A 19,690-nucleotide genomic window follows, 5' to 3' on the forward strand; every position below is an offset into this window, starting at 1 on the left:
AAGGTAACTACAGTACACAACGTGTTAAATTTGACTCTAATCGCTCTGGCTAAGTTTTCGTTACATAGTTATAAACTTTCCTGCCCACCTACTTATCTAGTGAGAAAAGATGACCTAAATGTACACAAAATAATGTATATGTGATTTAATACGCATTTCTAAAATCACTATGCCTAGGTTGGGCTACACCTACGCAGTATGTCAAAGCAGCTATGCACACACTTGGCAACACAACTCTATCATCGGGCTACATCTTAGCACTGGACTTAGGTACAACAGGCAACCGCGCCTTTGTGTTTAACGCAGACGGTAAGATTGTTGGGCAGGCATACAAGGAACTAACTCAGTATTATCCTCAGCCTGGATGGTTAGAACATGACCCTCAACAAATTTGGCAAGATACCTGTTGGGTGATAGAAACCGCCATTAAGAATGCCCAGATTGCTCCATCAACGATCGCAGCATTGGGACTAACTGTCCAGCGTGAAACCTGCTTGATTTGGGACAAAACTAGTGGTAAACCACTCCATAGAGCGATCGTTTGGCAAGATCGTCGCACTGCTCCCTTTTGTCACGAGTTAAAAGAGCAAGGCTATGCTGATGAAATTTACGATCGCACTGGATTAATTATTGATGCCTATTTCTCTGCTACTAAACTTAGGTGGCTATTAGACAAATTTGCAGATGTTGACCTGAACGATGTCTTAGTAGGCACTATTGATACCTGGGTGCTGTGGAATCTCACAGGTGGGAAAGTCCATGCTACTGACCACAGCAACGCCAGCCGGACAATGTTGATGAATCTCAAAAGCTGTGAGTGGGATGAGAATTTACTTGAACTGTTTCAAATTCCGGCTCATATTTTGCCCCAGATTCAGCCTAGTTTAGGAGTATTTGGAGTTACTGATGCAACTTTGTTGGGCGCTGAAATTCCGATTACTGCGATATTGGGGGATCAACAAGCAGCTTTATTTGGTCATGGCTGCGATCGCCCCGGTTTGATGAAATGTACTTATGGAACTGGTAGCTTTTTGGTAGCTCACACAGGCAATCGAATTGTGCGATCGCACCATCAACTTATTTCTACGGTGGCATGGACACAAGCAAATCCAAGGGGAGCATTGAATGTAGGCTATGCCTTAGAAGGCAGTATGTTTACTAGTGGAGCTTGTATTCAATGGTTGCGCGATCGCCTGAAGCTGATTAAAACGGCTGCTGAAAGTGAAACAATGGCAAATCAGGTGAAAGATAATGGCGGAGTCTACTTTGTGCCTGCATTTAGTGGACTGGGCGCACCCTACTGGGATATGAGCGCGAGAGGAGCCTTTTTCGGCATTACCGCCAGTGTCCAACCAGAGCATCTAGTACGCGCCGTGTTGGAAGCGATCGCATATCAAGTTTTGGAAGTAGTACAGGCAATTAATTCATCTAGCAGTACTCCCGTTGGTCGATTAACCGTAGATGGTGGTGCTTGCGAGAATAATTTCTTGATGCAATTCCAAGCTGATGTATTAAATATTCCAGTTGAACGGCCGATCATGCGTGATACGACCGTTCAGGGTGCAGCATTTGCAGCAGGTTTAGCTATAGGATTTTGGGAGAACTATGAAGCACTGGTGCAGCAACGACAAATTGAGCGTGTGTTTGAACCTAGGAGCGATAAGCCATTATCTAACTTTGATACTTGGCAAAAAGCAGTGAAACGCACTCTGGCGTGGGAGGAGTAAATGCTTACTGCTCAGGCAAAACTTCAACTGGATGGTTACTAAAATTTTGTTCCAAATAACGTGGATCGCGCACTCCTACGTGCAAAACTAGTGCTGTCACTAATCCACCTATAGCTGCCACCAAGAAGGCAGTTCTATAGTCAATATTATCCACTATCCATCCACCTAAAAGGGGAGCAAGCATTGTGGCAGGGGCAACAAGGGTATTACCAAGACCAATATAGGCTGGTCGTTGACGCTGATTACCAAACTCTAAGGTCATTACCGCAGCAATATTTTGCAGAGCGCTCATACCTATTCCCGCTCCTAAAAATACCAAGTAAAAACAGTTTACATTTGTTGCTAGCCCAGCAAGAACCGAACTGAAAGCACAAACAACAGAACCAACTTCCAAGACCAACTTGTTACCCCAGCGATCGCCTACCCAACCCAAAACCAATCCAGCAATAGTTTGCGTACCCATCAGCAAGCCAGTAATTAACCCAATTGATGCTTCTCCCATACCTTGATGGTGTACGGCATAGAGTGTATAGAAGGGAAGTGGCATTAAGGCTAATTGTGAAAGCATACGTGCGATCACAAAGTAACGGAAATTCTTATCGCACCGGAGAATCACATTCAGACTGTCCCAAAATTCACATCTAGTTTCAATGGTTGATAATGAGTTGTTTACTGGCTCTCGCGTCCTAGACATAAAAAACCAAGATAGAGCCATCGCAACGCTGGCACACAAAAAACAGAGAACAAAGTTAAATGGTTGGGCAATTTGCTTGAGCAGTAAACCAGCACTCAAAGCACCAATGATACTCATCAGATTAGCAGCCGCAGCTAAAGCACCGTAAAAAATGCCAAGCCTTCCCGATGGAACAATTTTAGCAACCATACTTTGCCAAGCAGGAGCGCTAAATCCGCTACCTAGTCCCTGCCAAATGAGGATGGCGAATGTCAAATATAAGATAGTTTGGTGATTGAGTTGTAGCTCTAACAAAGCAACCAGTGCTAATCCTAAAAAAGGAAGTTTCTGGTGAATTGTCAACCACATTACAGTTGGTTTGTAATACTGTAATCTAGCTATTCTATTAGCTGTTAATAGCTGAGGTAGTTGCCAACCTAAACGCGGAATAGCTGGGATCAGACCGATGAGCAATGCAGAATTGGTAAAACCACTAACAAATAGAGGAATAATCGTGATATAGGAGGCAAAACCAGCTCCTAAGCCAAAAAATGCACTTTCAACAACATTGACGGTCAAATTATGACGAAGGTCTTTTTGAATTTTAGAGTTAGGCATTTTTATAGATATTGCAAGTGTAGGTAAGTTTTTCCTTCCATAACAAAATCCGGCTTTTGCAAGCCGTACTTAGAGTGTTAAAAATTGGGAAAATAAAACTCTTAGAAATTTATCCTTCAGTTAGAAGAGCGATAAATACCTCTGTTATTTGTGACTATTTTTAGTCTGATGCTGTCGGATATTGTTTCTCTAAAACAGGATAAATACTTTTAAATTTTCTAGTTTTTTACTCACAGGTGATTTTGGTAAACTTGGACAGTATTTTAAACAGGTTTATGTTCTTTTCTTAAGCGCTTAGTAAGTGCCAAGTACCGAACAAAAATCTGAGTTCCATAGATTGTTCCCAGATGCCGCACTTAAATCATCAATTGGAAAATATTTTTGTAAAAAATCTCAAATTATTCATCTGCAAGGTTTTTGGCAATTTACATTCCAACAATTTGGAACAAATACTGTAAACCGCGATTGTACTGAGAGATGGGGAGAATAAGTCAGGTATTGTCCAGGTGTATTTAGCAGTAGGATGAGGGCAAAGTAGAACTTGGAAACAGATCATCAAAGGGTTGAATGGCACACTTGGTAAGCTGAAAGCCTTTTTTATGCAAGGCTTTCGGGAAATTATTCCTGGTGAAGATGAAGAATACGCCAAGTTGACGTGGTACTCATACAGGCGATCGCAAATAAAATACTGGTATAAAACCCAAATATGGCAAGAAAGCGTGACTTCTTAATGCCAAGTCTGCGGAGTTTTTCAGTCGATAATTATCTAATTTTTTACCACCTTATAAATTAAAGGATTGAAAACATCCGTTTTCTGCATAGGACAAGAGACATTTAAAGCCTTTTTGAAGATCCTTCAGAAGGTGCAGAGTAAACAGTTGCGAGTCAGAGTTCCCCAGAACTATTGCGTGGTAAGTTTGATTTGGGGTGTAAATTCCCATCTTGAACTTTGATAACTAATAGCTGTTTTAAAATACTACTGACATCTAAGGATACTCCCCGCATGATTACTAAACCTAAGATTTTCATTGATGGCGAATCAGGAACCACAGGCTTACAAATTTATTCACGTCTCAATCAACGGGATGATATCGAGTTAGTTAGCATTGAGGCATCTAAACGTAAAGATGCAAATGAGCGAGCTAAACTAATCAATGCCGTCGATGTTATTATTCTCTGCCTGCCTGATGATGCAGCCCGCGAAGCTGTTAGCTTAGTAAGTAGTACTACGGTTAAAATCCTTGATGCTAGTAGTGCCCATCGCACAGCTAATGGCTGGGTATATGGGTTCCCCGAACTCAATCCAGGACAGCGAGAGAAAATCGCCAGCGCTCAGTATGTCAGCAATCCAGGCTGTTATCCCACAGGATTTTTAGCCTGTATCCGTCCGTTGATTGCTAAGGGACTTTTAACAAATAATTTTCCCATCACCGTGAATGCAGTCTCAGGTTACTCTGGTGGCGGAAAGAATCTTATCAAACAATACCATACCTTCCATGAACAGCAAGCCGGGGGCGAGTCACTATATCCTTATGGAATCTACGGTTTGCAGTTTGGACATAAGCATGTCAAAGAAATGCGTTATTATTCTGGGTTAGCATCGCCGCCATTATTTGTACCTTCAGTAGGGGATTTTGAGCAAGGGATGCTAGTTCAAGTGCCTTTGCCGTTAGGAAGTTTGGATAATCCACCATCCGGTGAGGTAATCTATGAAGCGATCGCAGATTACTACCAAGGTGAAAAATTTGTACAGGTTGCTCCATTCCAAGATTCTACTCTGCTGCGAGATGGAATATTTTTGGATGCGATTGCAGTGAACGGCACTAATATTGTTCAGGTTTTTGTATTCGCCAATGACACCACCAAAGAAGCATTGCTAGTTGCCCGTCTCGACAACTTGGGCAAAGGCGCATCAGGAGCCGCAATCCAAAACCTAAACATTATGCTGGGCTTTCCAGAAGAATTGGGATTGTGATGAAAAAGCATTAGGGAATGGGGAAGAAGCAGGGGAGCAGGGGGCGAGGGGGACAAGGAGGACAAGGGGAAATTATTGAACAAGTCTCTTCCTTGTCTCCCCACTCTTCCTTGTCTCCCTTGTCTCTTCTCTATGCCCAATTCCCAATTCCCAATTCCCAATTCCCATTATTTTGATTCTTCTTTGAGTGCCTCAAGTAATTCAATTACATGATGCTCAAAGCCTCTATTTCGCTCTTGAACTGACTCAATTAAAGGTTTATCAAAAAGATTAATCACAGTATTACCTAATTGAATACCTAAAGGTTTTAAATGCCCACCGTCTAAAGTTTTGAGAAATTTTTGAGGCGGTCTTTTCAAAATATCAGTAAACCATTCACAGGTTAACTTAGCAATCTTATCAGACTTAAAACAGACTAAACCCATGATATTAAATAAACCACTATCCTTGATTAAATTCTTGGTTTCTTCAGGGTTTGGTTTCACACCCCAACCAAGATTATCGATGATGTCGGCTAAAAATTGAGGGCGAATTGCGCTGGCTGTATCGCTAATATCAGGAGCTAAAAGGATAGAAACTTGCCCTCTAATAAAGACACCATTAATTTTAATTTTCCGACCTACGTAACTACAAATTAGTTTCTGATCTTCTATAATTTTTCGTTTAAGTTCCTCAATGAGAATGTCAATATCTTTAATTACACTTTCTATCTGGGACTTATTTGAAGTATGAGATAGCAGATTCCGAATAAAGGTTTCTCTTTTTTTAATATCATCTGGCAAAGCGGTAAATCCTTCTAAAAGTGAGATATATTTACAGCCAAGGCTATGTCCAATCCAAGAAAAGTTTTTATCATCTAGATAGGCTTCATAATCATATCCCTCAACACTTGCCATCCTTACAAGCTCTGGCAAAATCTCATACTGCTCTCTCATCAAAAAACCAGCTTCTACATAATGGTTAAAAGTAAAATTAAACGGCAGAAGAATAATCGTATATCCCTGATTAAATAAAGACTGAAGTAGATAGCGATAAAAAAGCATGGGACCAAATGTACCAAAGAAAGCCCCTGCAATAAATTGAATTACTCCTTTAGGCTGTGGATGCAGAGCAACCCAACTGTGAGAAACGGGTTTAAATCTCAGTTTTAAATTTGTATTAACCATGACTTAGCAACGAGTTTATCTCATTTTGGTAGGTGTATACTTAATCTCCAAACTGATGTTGCTGCTTTTCGGATTCTTTAAAAGATATTTTCCCAAAACTGAGATACTCGGCTCAATAACATAGTAAACGCTTGTAGCTCTCAAAACATTTATGAAAGAGAGATATTCCGATTATCCAATAAAGTTTACTTATATAATTTCAAAGATTTGATATTTTCATAGCAAGTATAAATACTGCTATTGTCAAATTCAATTGACTGAAGGTTAAGCAGCCATCTAAATTTATACTGGGATGAAAAAATTGGTATTCCAGTTAACACGCAATAAAGTTTGATACATGGTTCAATTAAATACTAAAGCCCCAAAAAGCCAGAAATATCTATATTTGGAGATGTAGGCGGATGGTTTTACCTAAGACATATAAGACTTTTCTGATCATAGCTATTGTTACACTTGTTACAGTGTTGGCAGTTTCAGGGTTTGCTAAGACAAAACCTCAACACAATGTAATAATTTTTATTACCGATGGATTGCGACCTAGCAAAGTTAATGATAAAGAAACTCCTAATCTTCATGAAATTCGCCAACAGGGTGTAAGTTTTATCAATAGTCATTCGCTGTTTCCTACTTTTACTACCGCTAATGCTTCTGCGATCGCAACTGGACATTATCTCGGTGATACTGGTGATTTTAGCAATACAATTAATGTTGGCTTTCCTGTCAACAGCGCCAGTAATAGCGCCATTCCTTTCTTAGAAAATAATGCTGTTTTGGGGGAAATTAGCCAACACTTTGATGGTAATTACTTAAACGAAGAAAGCCTATTAGGTGCCGCACGTGAAGCTGGACTTAGTACCGCCGCCGTTGGCAAGGTTGGACCAGTATTAATTCAAGATATTACTCAAAGAACTGGTAAATCCACAATTATAATTGATGATGCTACCGGTTCTCCAACGGGAATTCCTTTAAGTTCTGAAATAGCTGAACTATTAACAAAAAATGGCATTGCCTTAAAATCTCCGACGCGAGGAGATAATGGCAAATCTGGTAACAGCAAAGTACCAGGTACAAAAGTCGCTAATATATTTCAACAACAATACTTTGCTGATGTAACGACAAAAGTGCTATTGCCTCTATTCAAACAACGGCAAAAACCTTTTGTTTTAATTTATTGGTCACGCGATCCAGATGGAACTCAGCATAATCAAGGTGATAGTCTAAACACTCTTACTCCAGGGATTAATGGCCCTACTTCACTAGCCGCTCGTCAAAATGTCGATCAAAATCTCGCCCAAATTCGCGCTGTCCTGAAACAGCTAAATTTAGACACTTCTACAAATATTTTTGTGACGGCCGATCACGGTTTTTCTACCATCAGCAAGGAGAGCAAAACCAGCTACTCAAGGACACTTGATTATCCAGATGTGATGAAAGGATTTTTGCCACCTGGTTTTCTAGCTATTGATATTGCTCATGGTTTAGGATTGCCTTTGTTTGATCCAGATAAACAAAATGTTGTGGTTGATCCAACTCAGGGTCAGTTTTCTAAAAATGGTTTGATTGGTAAAGAAGCAAACAAACCTGATGTGTTAGTGGCTGCTAATGGTGGATCAGATTTGATTTATTTACCTAATAGTGCAAATAACAAAGCACTTGCTAAAAAAGTTGTAGATATCCTCTTAAAAGAAGATTATGTTAGTGGTTTATTTGTAAATGATAAATTAGGTTCCATTCCAGGTACTTTACCATTAAGTGCGATCGGGCTTGATGGTAAATCTCATCTTCCTAGCCCAGCGATCGCAGTAAACTTTCGGACATTTGATACTGGTTGTGGTGATCCAACTGCTTGCGGCGTGGAAGTTGCAGATTCTTCTTTGCAACAAGGACAGGGAATGCATGGCTCTTTTAGCCGTGCTGATACTTACAATTATATGGCTGCGATCGGCCCTGACTTTAAGAAAGCTTTTGTAGACCGAGTACCAGTGAGTAATGCTGATGTGGCTATTACCTTAGCTAATACTTTAAATTTGAAGATTCCCCATCAAGGAAAACTTATAGGTCGTGTTTTACATGAATCTTTGGTAAATGGAGTCAAAAAAGTTTCTTTTAAATCTCATACTTTGACATCCCAACCAAGTACTAGTGGATTAAAAACGATCCTGAAGTATCAAACTGTTGGCTCAACTCGATATTTTGACGTTGCTGGTTTCCCTGGTCGGACACTCGGTTTAGCAAAATAGTCCGCTAAAAGAACTCAAGCTCTGCTACTGCTTGCGCCACGCAACTGTGGGGAAACACAATAGATTAGAATTAACAAATAGCCTATTATTTCCTGATTTCCAGCTAAACCACTTCTAGGCTATTTTGTCAATTTGTCAATATATAAATCCTAACACTATCAGTTTGATTGGCAGTATTTTGAAGATATTGGCACAATTCCAGTGAACTTTTCCCGCTTCAGTTTAGCTAAAAATTTTTTTGTCACATCAACTTTATCAGTAAATCAAGACTAGTTAGGGATTTCAGCCAGCGATTTGTGCGTAATAAAGCTTGTACAATTATCAAGGCGGTTTTTACTGCCAGAATACTTCTCAGGTGTAAAATTTATCGACAGCAAAATTTTTATACTTTGTATTTTTCCATCCTTAACTTGGGGCATTTTTGCCCCAAGTTAGGCACTCATATCTTGCAATAGATAACTTTTACCCTTATGACTGGAGAGCAAAATCTTGGGAATAGAACTACGCAGTTTCGTATTTCTCGACAACCTGCAACCTCAACATGCAGCATATATGGGAACAGTAGCCCAAGGCTTCTTACCATTACCAGGGGATACATCACTGTGGATTGAAATCTCTCCTGGTATCGAAATTAATAAAATTACGGATATAGCTCTGAAATCTGCTTCTGTCCGTCCGGGAGTACAGGTAGTTGAACGACTATACGGACTATTGGAAGTTCATTCTAGCTCCCAAGGTGAAACGCGAGCTGCTGGTCAAGCAATTTTGGCGGCACTAGGAGTCAAAAGAGAGGAATGTCTGAAACCGCGTGTTATTTCTAGTCAGATTATCCGCAACATTGATGCTTATCAAACACAACTGATTAATCGCACGCGTCGGGGACAGCTACTACTAGCAGGACAAACACTATATGTATTAGAAGTGGAACCTGCTGCTTACGCCGCACTCGCTGCCAATGAAGCGGAGAAAGCGGCGAGGATTAACATTCTTGAAGTTCAAGCTGTAGGTAGCTTTGGACGACTTTACTTAGGTGGGCAAGAACAAGATATTCTAGCAGGTGCGGCGGGAGCTTTAACGGCTATTGAAAATGTAGCTGGCCGAGCAAATCCTCTAGGTGGTCGTCAGGAGTAAAGGAAAGAAAATGGCAAATCGAGAGCATCTAGCTTTACTGAAAGCAGGTGCAGTGACATGGATTGAATGGAGAAAGAAAAATCCTCAGATTGAACCAGACCTCAGCGCTGCAAATCTGCAAGGGCATAACCTCAGAGGCGGAAACCTCCAAGGGGTAAATTTGAGAAAGGTAGATTTAGGTAATGCTTTACTGGTGCGAGCAAACCTCAGTGGTTCTGACCTCAGTAGTGCCAACCTCAGCAAAGCCTTTCTCATTGAAGCTAATTTGAGTGATGCTAACTTGAGTGTTGCTAACTTGAGTGGTGCTATACTTACACAGGCAGATTTGAGTCAGGCTAATTTAATTGGAGCCGATTTGAGTGAGGCGAATCTGAGAGGCGCTGCGATCGCTCATGCTAATCTAATTGGAACTGACCTCAGAGACGCTAACTTGAGAGATGCCGATTTAGGTGCAGCGAAACTGATACGGGCAAATCTATCTTTTGCTAACCTGATTGAAGCTAACTTGATTGAGGCTGACCTTAGCGAAGCAAGTTTGTACGAAGCGGAAGTATTGGGAGCTTATCTTTATAAAACTGACCTTTACAAAGCTAATTTGAGTCAGGCTCGCTTCAGTGGTGCTTACCTATTGCGGGCTAACTTAAGTGAAGCTGACTTGAGTCAAGCTGATTTGAGTTGGACTAATCTTAGAGGTGCGAATTTGGCAGGGGCAAATCTCAGAGGAGCCAACCTAAGAGGAGCCGACATGAGGGGAGCTAACCTCAGTGGCGTAAATCTTCAGGAGGCAATTATGCCTGACGCTTCAAAGCACAATTAGTTAGCAACAAAAGGTATTTATGTTGATTGTTACAAGGTTTGCGGGAAGCGTAAAGCTCAGTCACTTTAGTACTGAGGTATAAGCGACGTGAGCAGTAATAAAGGCAAATGAAAAATCCGGTTCCTTCCCTTTTACAAAGGGTTTGAGGCTCTATTGGGCGTAAGTCTTACTTCTTGAAGAAATCGCCGCTGTGAAAAGTCTCTTACCAGGCAATTTGCGATCGCTCTTGCACAACTCGCTGATATACTTCTTGAGTTTGCCTAGCTAATTTCGGCCAGCTAAAGCGCCGCTCTAAATCCTCATAAGCATTATCTACTAGCCATTGTCGATAACCTGGATTTTTCAACACTTCCAAAATTCCCCAAGCTAAAGAGTCGGAATTGTTCACCCAAGTAACAATGCCTGTTTTGGTATGTTGCACTACTTCGGGAAAACCACCTGTATCAGAAACCACTACAGGCACGCGAGAAGCAAAGCTTTCTAAAGCTACAATTCCAAAGGGTTCGTAAAGACTCGGAAAAACGGCGCAGTCAGCAACAGTTTGGAATTTATCTAAGTAATCATCAGAGAGAAAACCTGTAAAATAGCAATGATGCCAAATTCCCAAATTCCAGGCTTGGCGTTTGAGATGGTCAGTATTTCCACCACCGACAATGACAAATTTAACATTACCTCCCATTTCCGAAAGGATTTTTGGTGCAGCATTAAGTAATACAGGTACACCCTTTTCGTAGGTCATACGACCGAGGTAGTAAACGATTTTCTCATTGTCTGTAGCAAATTGGCGGCGAAAATCTAGTGCATGAAAATCTACGTGATGCTGTTTCTTTTCGGCTCTGATACCGTTATAGATAACATCGATTTTGTCCCAAGGACTGTATAATGCTCGTTCTACCTCTTGGCGCATATAGTCGCTACAAACAATAATTCGCCAAGCATTATAAGCCAGCAAGGTTTCTTTGCCATTTATATAGCCTTGAACCTCTGTGTGAATACCGTTGTAGCGTCCGTATTCTGTAGCATGAATTGTGGCAATTAGTGGTATTTTAAAATTATGCTTGAGAGCGATCGCAGCATCTCCAACTAACCAATCGTGGGCATGAATTAAATCAAAGGGCCCTTCTTCCAAGATCAACTTACCACCGTGATCTCCCATACTCAAGTTGAGATTGACTACCCAGTGGAAAAAGTCATTGCTATAAGCCACTGGCACCCGATGTACCTTTATTCCTTCAACCACCTCATACATTGATGCCTGACCAAACTCCGCCGTAATCAGGTGGACTTCATGTCCTAGCTTTACCAGTTCTGGGTACAATTCCGCTACATGTCGCGCAATTCCCCCAACAATCCTTGGCGGAAACTCCCAACTCAATACCAATATCTTCATCTGTTAGACTCCCCGACACTTTACAAATATCTAAACAACTACATTTACCTAAAAATACAAGTCTGGCGAATGCAGTGAGTACTTTTACTAAATTTTTAGATTTTTTAACAGTTATTTTGTTAAAGCTTATCAAAGGTTATCAACTGTGTGCTATCGATAGGAAGTAAGGCATAATACTAATTCGTAATTTAAAACACTTGAGTGCCCGTTTTCTAACTCAGGCTTTAAGAAGGGTTAACGACGCAAACAGTATGAACTTGATCGCGCCCTTGCTGTTTAGCTATATAGAGTGATTTGTCCGCAGCATTAATCAAGTCTTGTGGCGAAGTTTCGGAATTTGGCACAATGCTGGCAACACCGAGACTGACAGTAATGCGATCGCGCACACTAGATTGAGCATGGGGAAAGTTTAAGTCATAGACTGCTTGTCGAATAGTTTGAGCTACAGAGATTGCTCCTTCAATTTCTGTATTAGGCAGAATCACAGCAAATTCTTCGCCGCCGTAACGGGCTACTAAATCGGCTGGACGCTTAATCACACTTTTAAGCGCACTCCCCAATTGCCGCAAACAATCATCTCCTGCTAAATGCCCGTAAGTATCGTTGTAGCGTTTAAAAAAATCGACATCAAACAAGATTAAAGACAACGGCATTTGCTCGCGTTTGAGTCGATGCCACTCATTCTCAAGATATTGATCAAATCGGCGACGATTGGCTATTTGAGTCAAGCCATCTAAAGTGGCCAATCTTTGCAGTTCTTCATTGGCAGCTTGTAATTGCTGGTAGAGTACTGATTGATGAATAGCGATCGCTACCTGACTGGCTAACTGCTGCAACAAATTAACTTCAAATGCTTGCCAGTAACGAGGTGCGCTACACTGATGAGCAATGAGTAAACCCCACAGATGATCCCCATTCAAAATCGGTACTACCATCGCAGCCTTGATTTGATAGAGTTGTAATAACTCAAAAACATCGGCTGAAAGATCAGACTCCTGGATATTATGCAGGACTGTAGGTAATCCCTGGTAATAGTAGCTAAAATCTCGTGTTCTCGAAAATGGGTGCAGTGTCTGCTCTAATCTCTGCGGGTAGTCATCACTAAGCGATTCTGCCGCAAAATAGCCACTTCCGTCAGATTCCAACTGGTAGATAGCGACGGAATCTGAACCCAAACACTCTCGAATACTGTTGACTGTTGTATTTAGAACCTCCTCCAAATTCAGTGATTGCCGAATCTGTTGAGTTACTTCAGTAATTAGCCGTTCCCCCTCTGCCTGTTGTCGCAGCAATTTTTCAGCTTGTTTGCGAGTACTAATGTCTTCTACCGAGCCAAGAATCTGTATTGGAGTACCGCTAGCATCTCTGGCAAATACGACTTCTCGTGTATTCAGCCAAAGCCACTCCCCATTTTTATGTCGGAATCGGTATTCGGTGGAAAGAACTTCGTTGTCGCTAAGTTTGACGAAGCGACTTGGTATGTCATAGCAGAGGTGTTGGTCGTCTGGATGAAAGCAATTCAGGAACCACTGCGGATCTGCGTTACAAAATTCCTCTGGAGAGTAGCCTAAAATACTAAGACTTTTTTGGTTAAGATAAATGCTTGTTCCTTTTAAGAGGTCAAATAAATACAAAATATGCGGTACGGTATTAGCAACCTTTTGGAGAAAGTCTTGACTTGAACGCAATGCCTCTTCAGCTTTTTGACGTTCGCGCAGCGCGGCTTGATATTCACTAATATCTCGTCCCTCGGAAATAAGTAATGTTACGCGCCCTGTTTCATCGAGTATGGGACGTAGTGAAAAATCAATCGCGATCGCTCGATCATCTCGATCCAAAACCTCAACTTCATAGCGAATAGATTCACCATTAGCAGCATCTGCGATCGCAGTTTTTAATTGTGCTTGTGTCTCGGAAGAAATTGTCCACCATTTTGCTTCCCAAAATGGCTTACCGACTACTTCTTCTCGAGTAATCCCAGCAAAGTCCAGTGCTGTTTGGTTAGCCTCTAATACAATTCCATTGGGCTGAAGCAATCCGATAAACTGATTGGTTTGATTGAAAATCGCCCGGAATTTTTGCTCATTTTCACTTAATGCTTCTTCTACCTGTTTGCGGTCAGTAATATCTCGTCCAACAGATTGAAGTTCTACAAGAGTACCCTGGTCATCAAATATGCCTCGAATAATCCACTGCGTCCACCGCACACCAAGGCTTGCTATGGCCCGATTTTCAATGGCAATCACGGGATTTTCGGAACTAATGGAATTTACCTGACTAAATACACGTTCCCGGTCTTCCTCAAAGACAACAGGTTCGTAGTGTTGGGCAATAATCTCTTCTCGCTTGAGTCCAAAAAATCGACAGAAAGCTTCATTAACAAAAGTAACAATACCATCTGGTGAGCCTCTAGCAATCAGTTCCGTTTGATCTTCGAGGATGGCACGATAACGTGCTTCGCTCTCTTGCAATGCGGTTTCTGCCTGTTTGCGTTCGCTAATATCGAACACTAAACCCTGAAGTACCTGAGTTTGTCCATCTACACAAAGAACAAGATTAGCTTGATCCCGCACCCAAATTATTCTGTCATCGCGCCTGATCATTCGATACTCGACCCTCAAAGGCTCTCCGGTGGTGATTGTCGTGTTTACAGCTTGCCAATAGCGATCGCGATCGTCTGGATGAGTGTAATTTAACCAACTATCAAAAAAACCGTGATGCCAATCTTCGGGAGCAATGCCTAACAATTGTTGTAGTTGCGGACTAATATAAGCTTCTTGAGCAGTGGTATTAATCGGTAAAATATAAACAACGCCCGGAATTTGTTCTACCAGAGTGCGGTATTTTTGCTCTGCCTCAGAGAGTTCTTCTTGGGGCTGCTTGCGACTCATGATGTTTTGAATTTCTACAATAAATATATATTTTGCTGTTAGAAATCCTGCATTAGAGGCACGCTCAAGGATGTTTGAGCCAATGGCTAGTTAGTTTCTGGCTTTTTGAAAGCTAAACCTACCAACAGTAGGCTGAAACTTTTACATTTGAGGCTGCTGTTGACAGCCTTTGTAATTAAAATTAACAAATATTGAAAAAGAATTCAGAAGTCAGAATTCAGAACAAGAAAAGTTTGGTGGGAAACTAAAAGAGCAAATTCAGACGTTTGCAGACTCGCTATCCACCACTTGGAATTTAATTCATTCTGTAGCTTGCTTCCCTGAAAGGGTATTCTGACTCCTTACTCCTGAATTCTTTTTTCTATTAGCTTTGATCTAAGCGCAGTACTGCCATAAAAGCTTCCTGGGGTACATCTACAGTACCTACAGATTTCATCCGCTTTTTACCTTTTGCTTGCTTCTGTAAGAGTTTCTTCTTCCGGCTGATGTCACCACCGTAGCATTTGGCTAGCACATCTTTCCGCAAGGCGGGGATATGTTCGCTGGCAATAACTTTACTGCCAATAGATGCCTGAATTGGGACTTTGAATTGATGACGGGGAATTAATTCTTTGAGTTTTTCTGCCATTGCCCGTCCAACGTTGTAAGCTTTGTCTCGATGCACAATCATCGCCAAGGAATCCACAGGATCGCCGTTAATCATGATATCCAGCTTTACCAGAGGATTCTCACGGTAGCCTATGAGGTGATATTCCATACTAGCATAACCGCGCGATCGCGATTTCATCTGATCGAAAAAGTCAGTTACAACTTCCGCCAAGGGGAGTTCGTAAGTCAGGGTGGTTCGTCCTTGGGCGAGATATTTCATATCTTTGAAGATGCCCCGGCGATTTTGTGACAACTCCATCAAGCTGCCGACATAAGTTTCCGGCGTAATCATCTCTACTTGGACATAAGGTTCTTCAATTCTTTGGCGATCGTTGGGAGAAGGCAAACGGCTAGGATTATCGATGTACAGTTCCTCTCCTTTGAGAGTAATCACCTTATAAACCACTGAGGGGGCTGTAATGATTAAATCGAGATTATACTCCCGCTCTAGGCGTTCCTGGACGATTTCCATGTGCAGCAAACCCAAAAACCCGCAACGGAAGCCAAACCCCATCGCGCTCGAAGTTTCTGGTTCGTAATGCAGGGCTGCATCGTTGAGTTCCAGCTTTTCTAATGCTTCCCGCAAGTCTTCAAATTGGTCAGCATCAATGGGGAACATCCCACAATAAACCATTGGGTTCGCTTCTGCGTAACCTGGTAAGGGTGACTCAGCTTTTGCCTTACTAAGGGTAATTGTGTCACCCACCCGTGCATCAGCTACTGCTCTAATGGCCGCTCCCAAATAGCCTACTTCGCCAGCGTGGAGTTCTTCAACTTGCTTTTGAGTGGGAGAAAGCACACCTAACTCATCAATTTCAAATTCTTTACCGGATGCCATTAAATGAATGCGATCGCCTTTTCTGACAGTGCCATCCATCACCCGAAAATACACAATTACTCCTCGGTAACTGTCGTAATAGCTATCAAATATTAACGCTCGCAACCGTTCATTTATGGTATTGGGCGGTGGCGGTATCCGCTCGACAACTGCTTCTAAAATCTCATCAATACCAAGTCCTTCTTTAGCAGAAGCCAAAATCGCACCACTGCAATCTAGACCGATAATTTCTTCAATTTCGCCAATTACTCGTTCTGGTTCTGCCCCAGGCAAATCGATTTTATTCAAAACTGGGATAATTTCCAGGTTATTCTCTAAGGCTAAATAGACATTTGCCAAAGTTTGCGCCTCTACACCTTGGGACGCATCTACTACCAATAGCGCTCCTTCACAAGCAACAAGAGAGCGGGAGACTTCATAAGAGAAATCCACGTGTCCAGGAGTATCAATTAGGTTCAGCACATACTGCTGACCATCTTTCGCTGTGTAGTTCATCCGGGCAGCTTGCAGCTTAATCGTAATGCCGCGCTCCCGTTCCAGATCCATGTTGTCGAGAAACTGTTCCTTCATCTTTCGGTCTTCAACAGTGCCAGTCGCTTGTAGCAAGCGATCGGCGAGGGTTGATTTCCCGTGGTCGATGTGAGCAATAATACAAAAATTGCGAATGCGAACTGCGGGAACGTCAGTCATATACTATCTTTGCCTTAGCAGCAACCAAAGTTAAAAGAGCAATTTACTTAATGTATTTTAATGCTTTCTTAGCCAAGACGCTCCGCTTTTAGTGCTGAGTTGATCATTGGTCATTTGTCATTTGTCAATATCAACAGTCTTCTTCCCCTGCCCCCTGCCCCCTGCCCTCACATCCTCTTCACCCCATCTTTAACTTTCGATCTAAATAGGTGGACTTTTAAGAATATTATGAAAGTCTATTTGTCGCTGCTAGTATTCAACAGCTAGGAGCGTACAATAAATGTAAATAAGTACATGTAGGGATCATGTAGTGATCTTGGGCAATTACGACTTGTAATTACTCATAATCACTGATTTATCGGCAAAACTTCTAGAGCAATTGTCTAGTCAGTTATATGAAAAATGCGATTTAAAACTTAAAGCTGTTACTTTGGTGCTATTTCGGGGAACTATGTAAATGTCCCATTGAAGATTTTTCAGTGAATTAGCCCAAATGATGAATATAACTACTTTACAAAGCTTGAGACAAAACCAATTCAGAGTATATCAAACCTATGAATATGCAAGAGAGAACTACCGAAGCGGAAAACACACGAACCGATAAGGTAGAAATTGCCGTCCGCCTGGACTCCGAGTTACTAGAGCAAATTCAGCATCTCACCAATGACCCAAGTAAAGTGATTGAGGTAGCAATTCGCCAGTGGTTACGTGGTGAAATCCTCAGAGATGACGAACTTACACGCACCCCTATGCGTACTCCCGTTCCTCCTCGTGGTGAATGGAACGATTAATGCCATCAGTCATCTGTTAATGCAAGTTAAAAAAGGTGAAGTTTGCCAAGCTGGATTTCAGAACAACAAAGAAATACGCAATAAAAGCGAAAAAGCTGTAAAAATTTATATAAAAATTTTAGCAGCTTTAGTAAAATTACGGTCGGATATCCTTTGTCTATCCAACTCAATTAATGACTATTACTGCCAATTCCCAATTGCCGAATGTATTTTCCCAAAATCTGGAATCTATTACCAGTAAAACTGATGGCTTATTACCAACTCTAGGAGCTGAGTTGGTGTATACGCAAGATGGGGCAGGGCGCTATCTGACCTTTCATTGGCAGCACAGCGAACTCCTGGGGTTAAATACCGAAAAAATAGTTGAAGAGCTGAACCAGACACAAACCTTTGCTCCAGTGGATAAGGTTAATTATGTGGAACGATTGCACCGAATTTTGACAAGTTTGGTGCCAGAAAGGTTTCAGTGTTGGTTTAGCTACCATCAAGAATTATTTGAGTTGGACTTAGTGATTAGTCCGATTATGCCGAGTTTGGGAACAACTGCCACTACAGTTTTAGTTATGGGACGCTTAGTGCAAGCGACACTCAACAAAAAACAAACGCGTGTGGCATCCAAAACGCCCACACAGATAGAGTTGGCTTTGCGTTCACAGCAACATCAAAAACTGGTAAATCGGATTACCAGAAATATTCGCCGGACATTGGATTTAGATATTATTTGGCAGCAAACAGTTGACAGTTTAGGAAAAGCACTGCGGCTAGAGCGCTGTATTATTTGTCCTTATCAGCCCTCTAGCTCAAAAGTAAAAGTTAAGGCTGAGTATCGCCAGCCAGAACTCAGATCAATGCTAGGCTCAGAAATAGATGTAGCTTCTGAGCCTGCCTTTGCTCAGGCTTTGACAACTCTAGAACCAGTTGTGATGGAAGTGCCTGGATGTACTGAGTCTGGGCGGCAGAAAACCTTGGTGGTTGCGACTTGTTACCAAGACCAAGCCAATGGATTGATTGCCTTGAATTGGCAAGATGAATGCTATACATTAACAGAATCGGAATTAGAACTAGCAAAAGAAGCAGCAGATCAATTGGGAACTGCGATCGCTCATGCTACTTTATACGAAGAATTAGAAGTAGCACGTCAAAAAGCCGAAGAAGCTTCCCGGCTCAAAAGCGAGTTTCTGGCTAATGTCTCCCATGAAATTCGTACCCCTCTCAATGGCATGATTGGCTTCTTGAAGCTAATTTTGGAAGGGATGGCAGATGACCCAGAAGAACAAAATCAGTTTTTGTCAGAAGCTCACGGCTTATCGATACATCTACTAGATATCGTCAACGACATTTTAGATATTGCTAAAATCGAAGCTGGTAAAATGGAACTAGCTTACGCTCCAGTGAAGCTAAATGAGCTATTTAGTGATGTAGAAAGTTTCATGCGTCCCCAAGCAGAAATGAGAAACCTCAGCTTTCGGATGCAAATGCCTGCTACCTCTGATGAAATCATTGTCCAAAGCAACTACCAACGCTTGCTCCAAGTGATGCTCAATTTGCTAGGTAATGCCATCAAATTTACCCATGAAGGTGGTGTCACCGTCAGCGCCGATTTAGTACTCAAAAAATCGAAGGTTCAAGACCAGCAATTTCCTGGTATGGTAAGAGTCCGTGTGGCAGATACAGGCATCGGTGTTTCCCTAGACAAACAAGATAAACTTTTTCAATTATTCTCTCAGGTGGATGGCTCACGCACTCGCCAGTATGGTGGCACAGGTTTAGGACTGGCAATATCTCAGAAGCTAGTGGAAGCAATGGGCGGCGAGGTACATTTTTATAGCCTGGGTGAAGGACTTGGTTCAACAGTGACATTTACAGTGCCACTATATCAACAGCCAGTCATGGTTTCCTCTGGTGATGGCGACTCAATAAATGGTGTTGAGTAATGAGTTGGGAATTGGGAGTTGGGAATTTTAAAGGTTTTTAGTAATTATTATTCAATAAATAAATAAATTGGGGATGGGGATTGGAAAGAATTCTGTCCCTAGACCACAAAATTGTATAATTATGGGCTGGGTTGAAGAACAAGATACAACAAACACCTAAA

Annotated in this window: 13 protein-coding genes; 8 read left to right on the forward strand and 5 right to left on the reverse strand. The window is 41.7% G+C overall.

Translation table 11 applies throughout. The features are described from left to right. Positions 1-212: 212 nt before the first annotated feature. Positions 213-1,727 carry a glycerol kinase GlpK gene (gene glpK, locus V7K69_RS25325; RefSeq protein ID WP_335039479.1) on the forward strand — a complete coding sequence of 505 codons (1,515 nt, stop codon included), beginning with the start codon at positions 213-215 and terminating at the stop codon, positions 1,725-1,727. Between the two features lie 4 nt (positions 1,728-1,731). On the opposite strand, the gene V7K69_RS25330 is transcribed toward glpK, so the two are convergent. After that, positions 1,732-3,018, reverse strand: a complete 1,287-nt coding sequence (locus V7K69_RS25330; RefSeq protein ID WP_335039482.1) for an MFS transporter — start codon at positions 3,016-3,018, stop codon at positions 1,732-1,734. A 563-nt stretch (positions 3,019-3,581) separates the two neighbouring features. Here V7K69_RS25330 and V7K69_RS25335 point away from each other — a divergent pair. After that, complete coding sequence (locus V7K69_RS25335; protein WP_335039485.1) at positions 3,582-3,749, forward strand: hypothetical protein; 168 nt, start codon at positions 3,582-3,584, stop codon at positions 3,747-3,749. Positions 3,750-4,024: 275 nt separating this feature from the next. Beyond that, complete coding sequence (argC, locus tag V7K69_RS25340; RefSeq protein WP_335039584.1) at positions 4,025-4,993, forward strand: N-acetyl-gamma-glutamyl-phosphate reductase; 969 nt, start codon at positions 4,025-4,027, stop codon at positions 4,991-4,993. 167 nt (positions 4,994-5,160) lie between these two features. Here the strand turns inward: argC and V7K69_RS25345 are convergent, their stop codons facing one another. Next, positions 5,161-6,159 (reverse strand): DUF1350 family protein, encoded by a 999-nt coding sequence (locus V7K69_RS25345; protein ID WP_335039488.1) that lies wholly within the window; start codon positions 6,157-6,159, stop codon positions 5,161-5,163. Between the two features lie 401 nt (positions 6,160-6,560). On the opposite strand from V7K69_RS25345, the gene V7K69_RS25350 reads away from it, so the two are divergent. From V7K69_RS25350 to V7K69_RS25360, 3 genes are all read left to right on the forward strand, one after another. Beyond that, entirely contained in the window at positions 6,561-8,399 is a 1,839-nt protein-coding gene (locus V7K69_RS25350) for an alkaline phosphatase family protein (RefSeq protein ID WP_335039491.1), read from the forward strand. Positions 8,400-8,888: 489 nt separating this feature from the next. Next, positions 8,889-9,530, forward strand: coding sequence for a hypothetical protein (locus tag V7K69_RS25355; protein WP_094327655.1), 642 nt, complete (start codon positions 8,889-8,891; stop codon positions 9,528-9,530). Between the two features lie 10 nt (positions 9,531-9,540). Further along, the gene (locus tag V7K69_RS25360) at positions 9,541-10,347 is read left to right on the forward strand and encodes a pentapeptide repeat-containing protein (RefSeq protein WP_335039493.1); all 807 of its coding nucleotides are present in this window, start codon (positions 9,541-9,543) and stop codon (positions 10,345-10,347) included. A gap of 202 nt (positions 10,348-10,549) precedes the next feature. Here the strand turns inward: V7K69_RS25360 and V7K69_RS25365 are convergent, their stop codons facing one another. The 3 genes from V7K69_RS25365 to lepA all read right to left on the reverse strand — a co-directional run bounded on the left by V7K69_RS25365 (position 10,550) and on the right by lepA (position 16,804). Continuing rightward, a complete protein-coding gene (locus V7K69_RS25365) occupies positions 10,550-11,737 on the reverse strand; it encodes a glycosyltransferase family 4 protein (protein ID WP_335039495.1) in 1,188 nt (395 codons plus the stop codon). A 224-nt stretch (positions 11,738-11,961) separates the two neighbouring features. Further along, positions 11,962-14,628, reverse strand: a complete 2,667-nt coding sequence (locus V7K69_RS25370; RefSeq protein ID WP_335039497.1) for a PAS domain S-box protein — start codon at positions 14,626-14,628, stop codon at positions 11,962-11,964. 364 nt (positions 14,629-14,992) lie between these two features. Then, a complete protein-coding gene (lepA, locus tag V7K69_RS25375) occupies positions 14,993-16,804 on the reverse strand; it encodes a translation elongation factor 4 (protein WP_012408259.1) in 1,812 nt (603 codons plus the stop codon). 554 nt (positions 16,805-17,358) lie between these two features. Here lepA and V7K69_RS25380 point away from each other — a divergent pair. Next, on the forward strand, positions 17,359-17,595 hold the full coding sequence (locus V7K69_RS25380) for a hypothetical protein (protein ID WP_335039500.1): 237 nt from the start codon (positions 17,359-17,361) through the stop codon (positions 17,593-17,595). Between the two features lie 173 nt (positions 17,596-17,768). Continuing rightward, the gene (locus V7K69_RS25385; RefSeq protein WP_335039502.1) at positions 17,769-19,529 is read left to right on the forward strand and encodes an ATP-binding protein; all 1,761 of its coding nucleotides are present in this window, start codon (positions 17,769-17,771) and stop codon (positions 19,527-19,529) included. Positions 19,530-19,690: the final 161 nt, after the last annotated feature.

This window comes from Nostoc sp. (genome assembly GCF_036917775.1).
Classification (GTDB): domain Bacteria; phylum Cyanobacteriota; class Cyanobacteriia; order Cyanobacteriales; family Nostocaceae; genus Nostoc.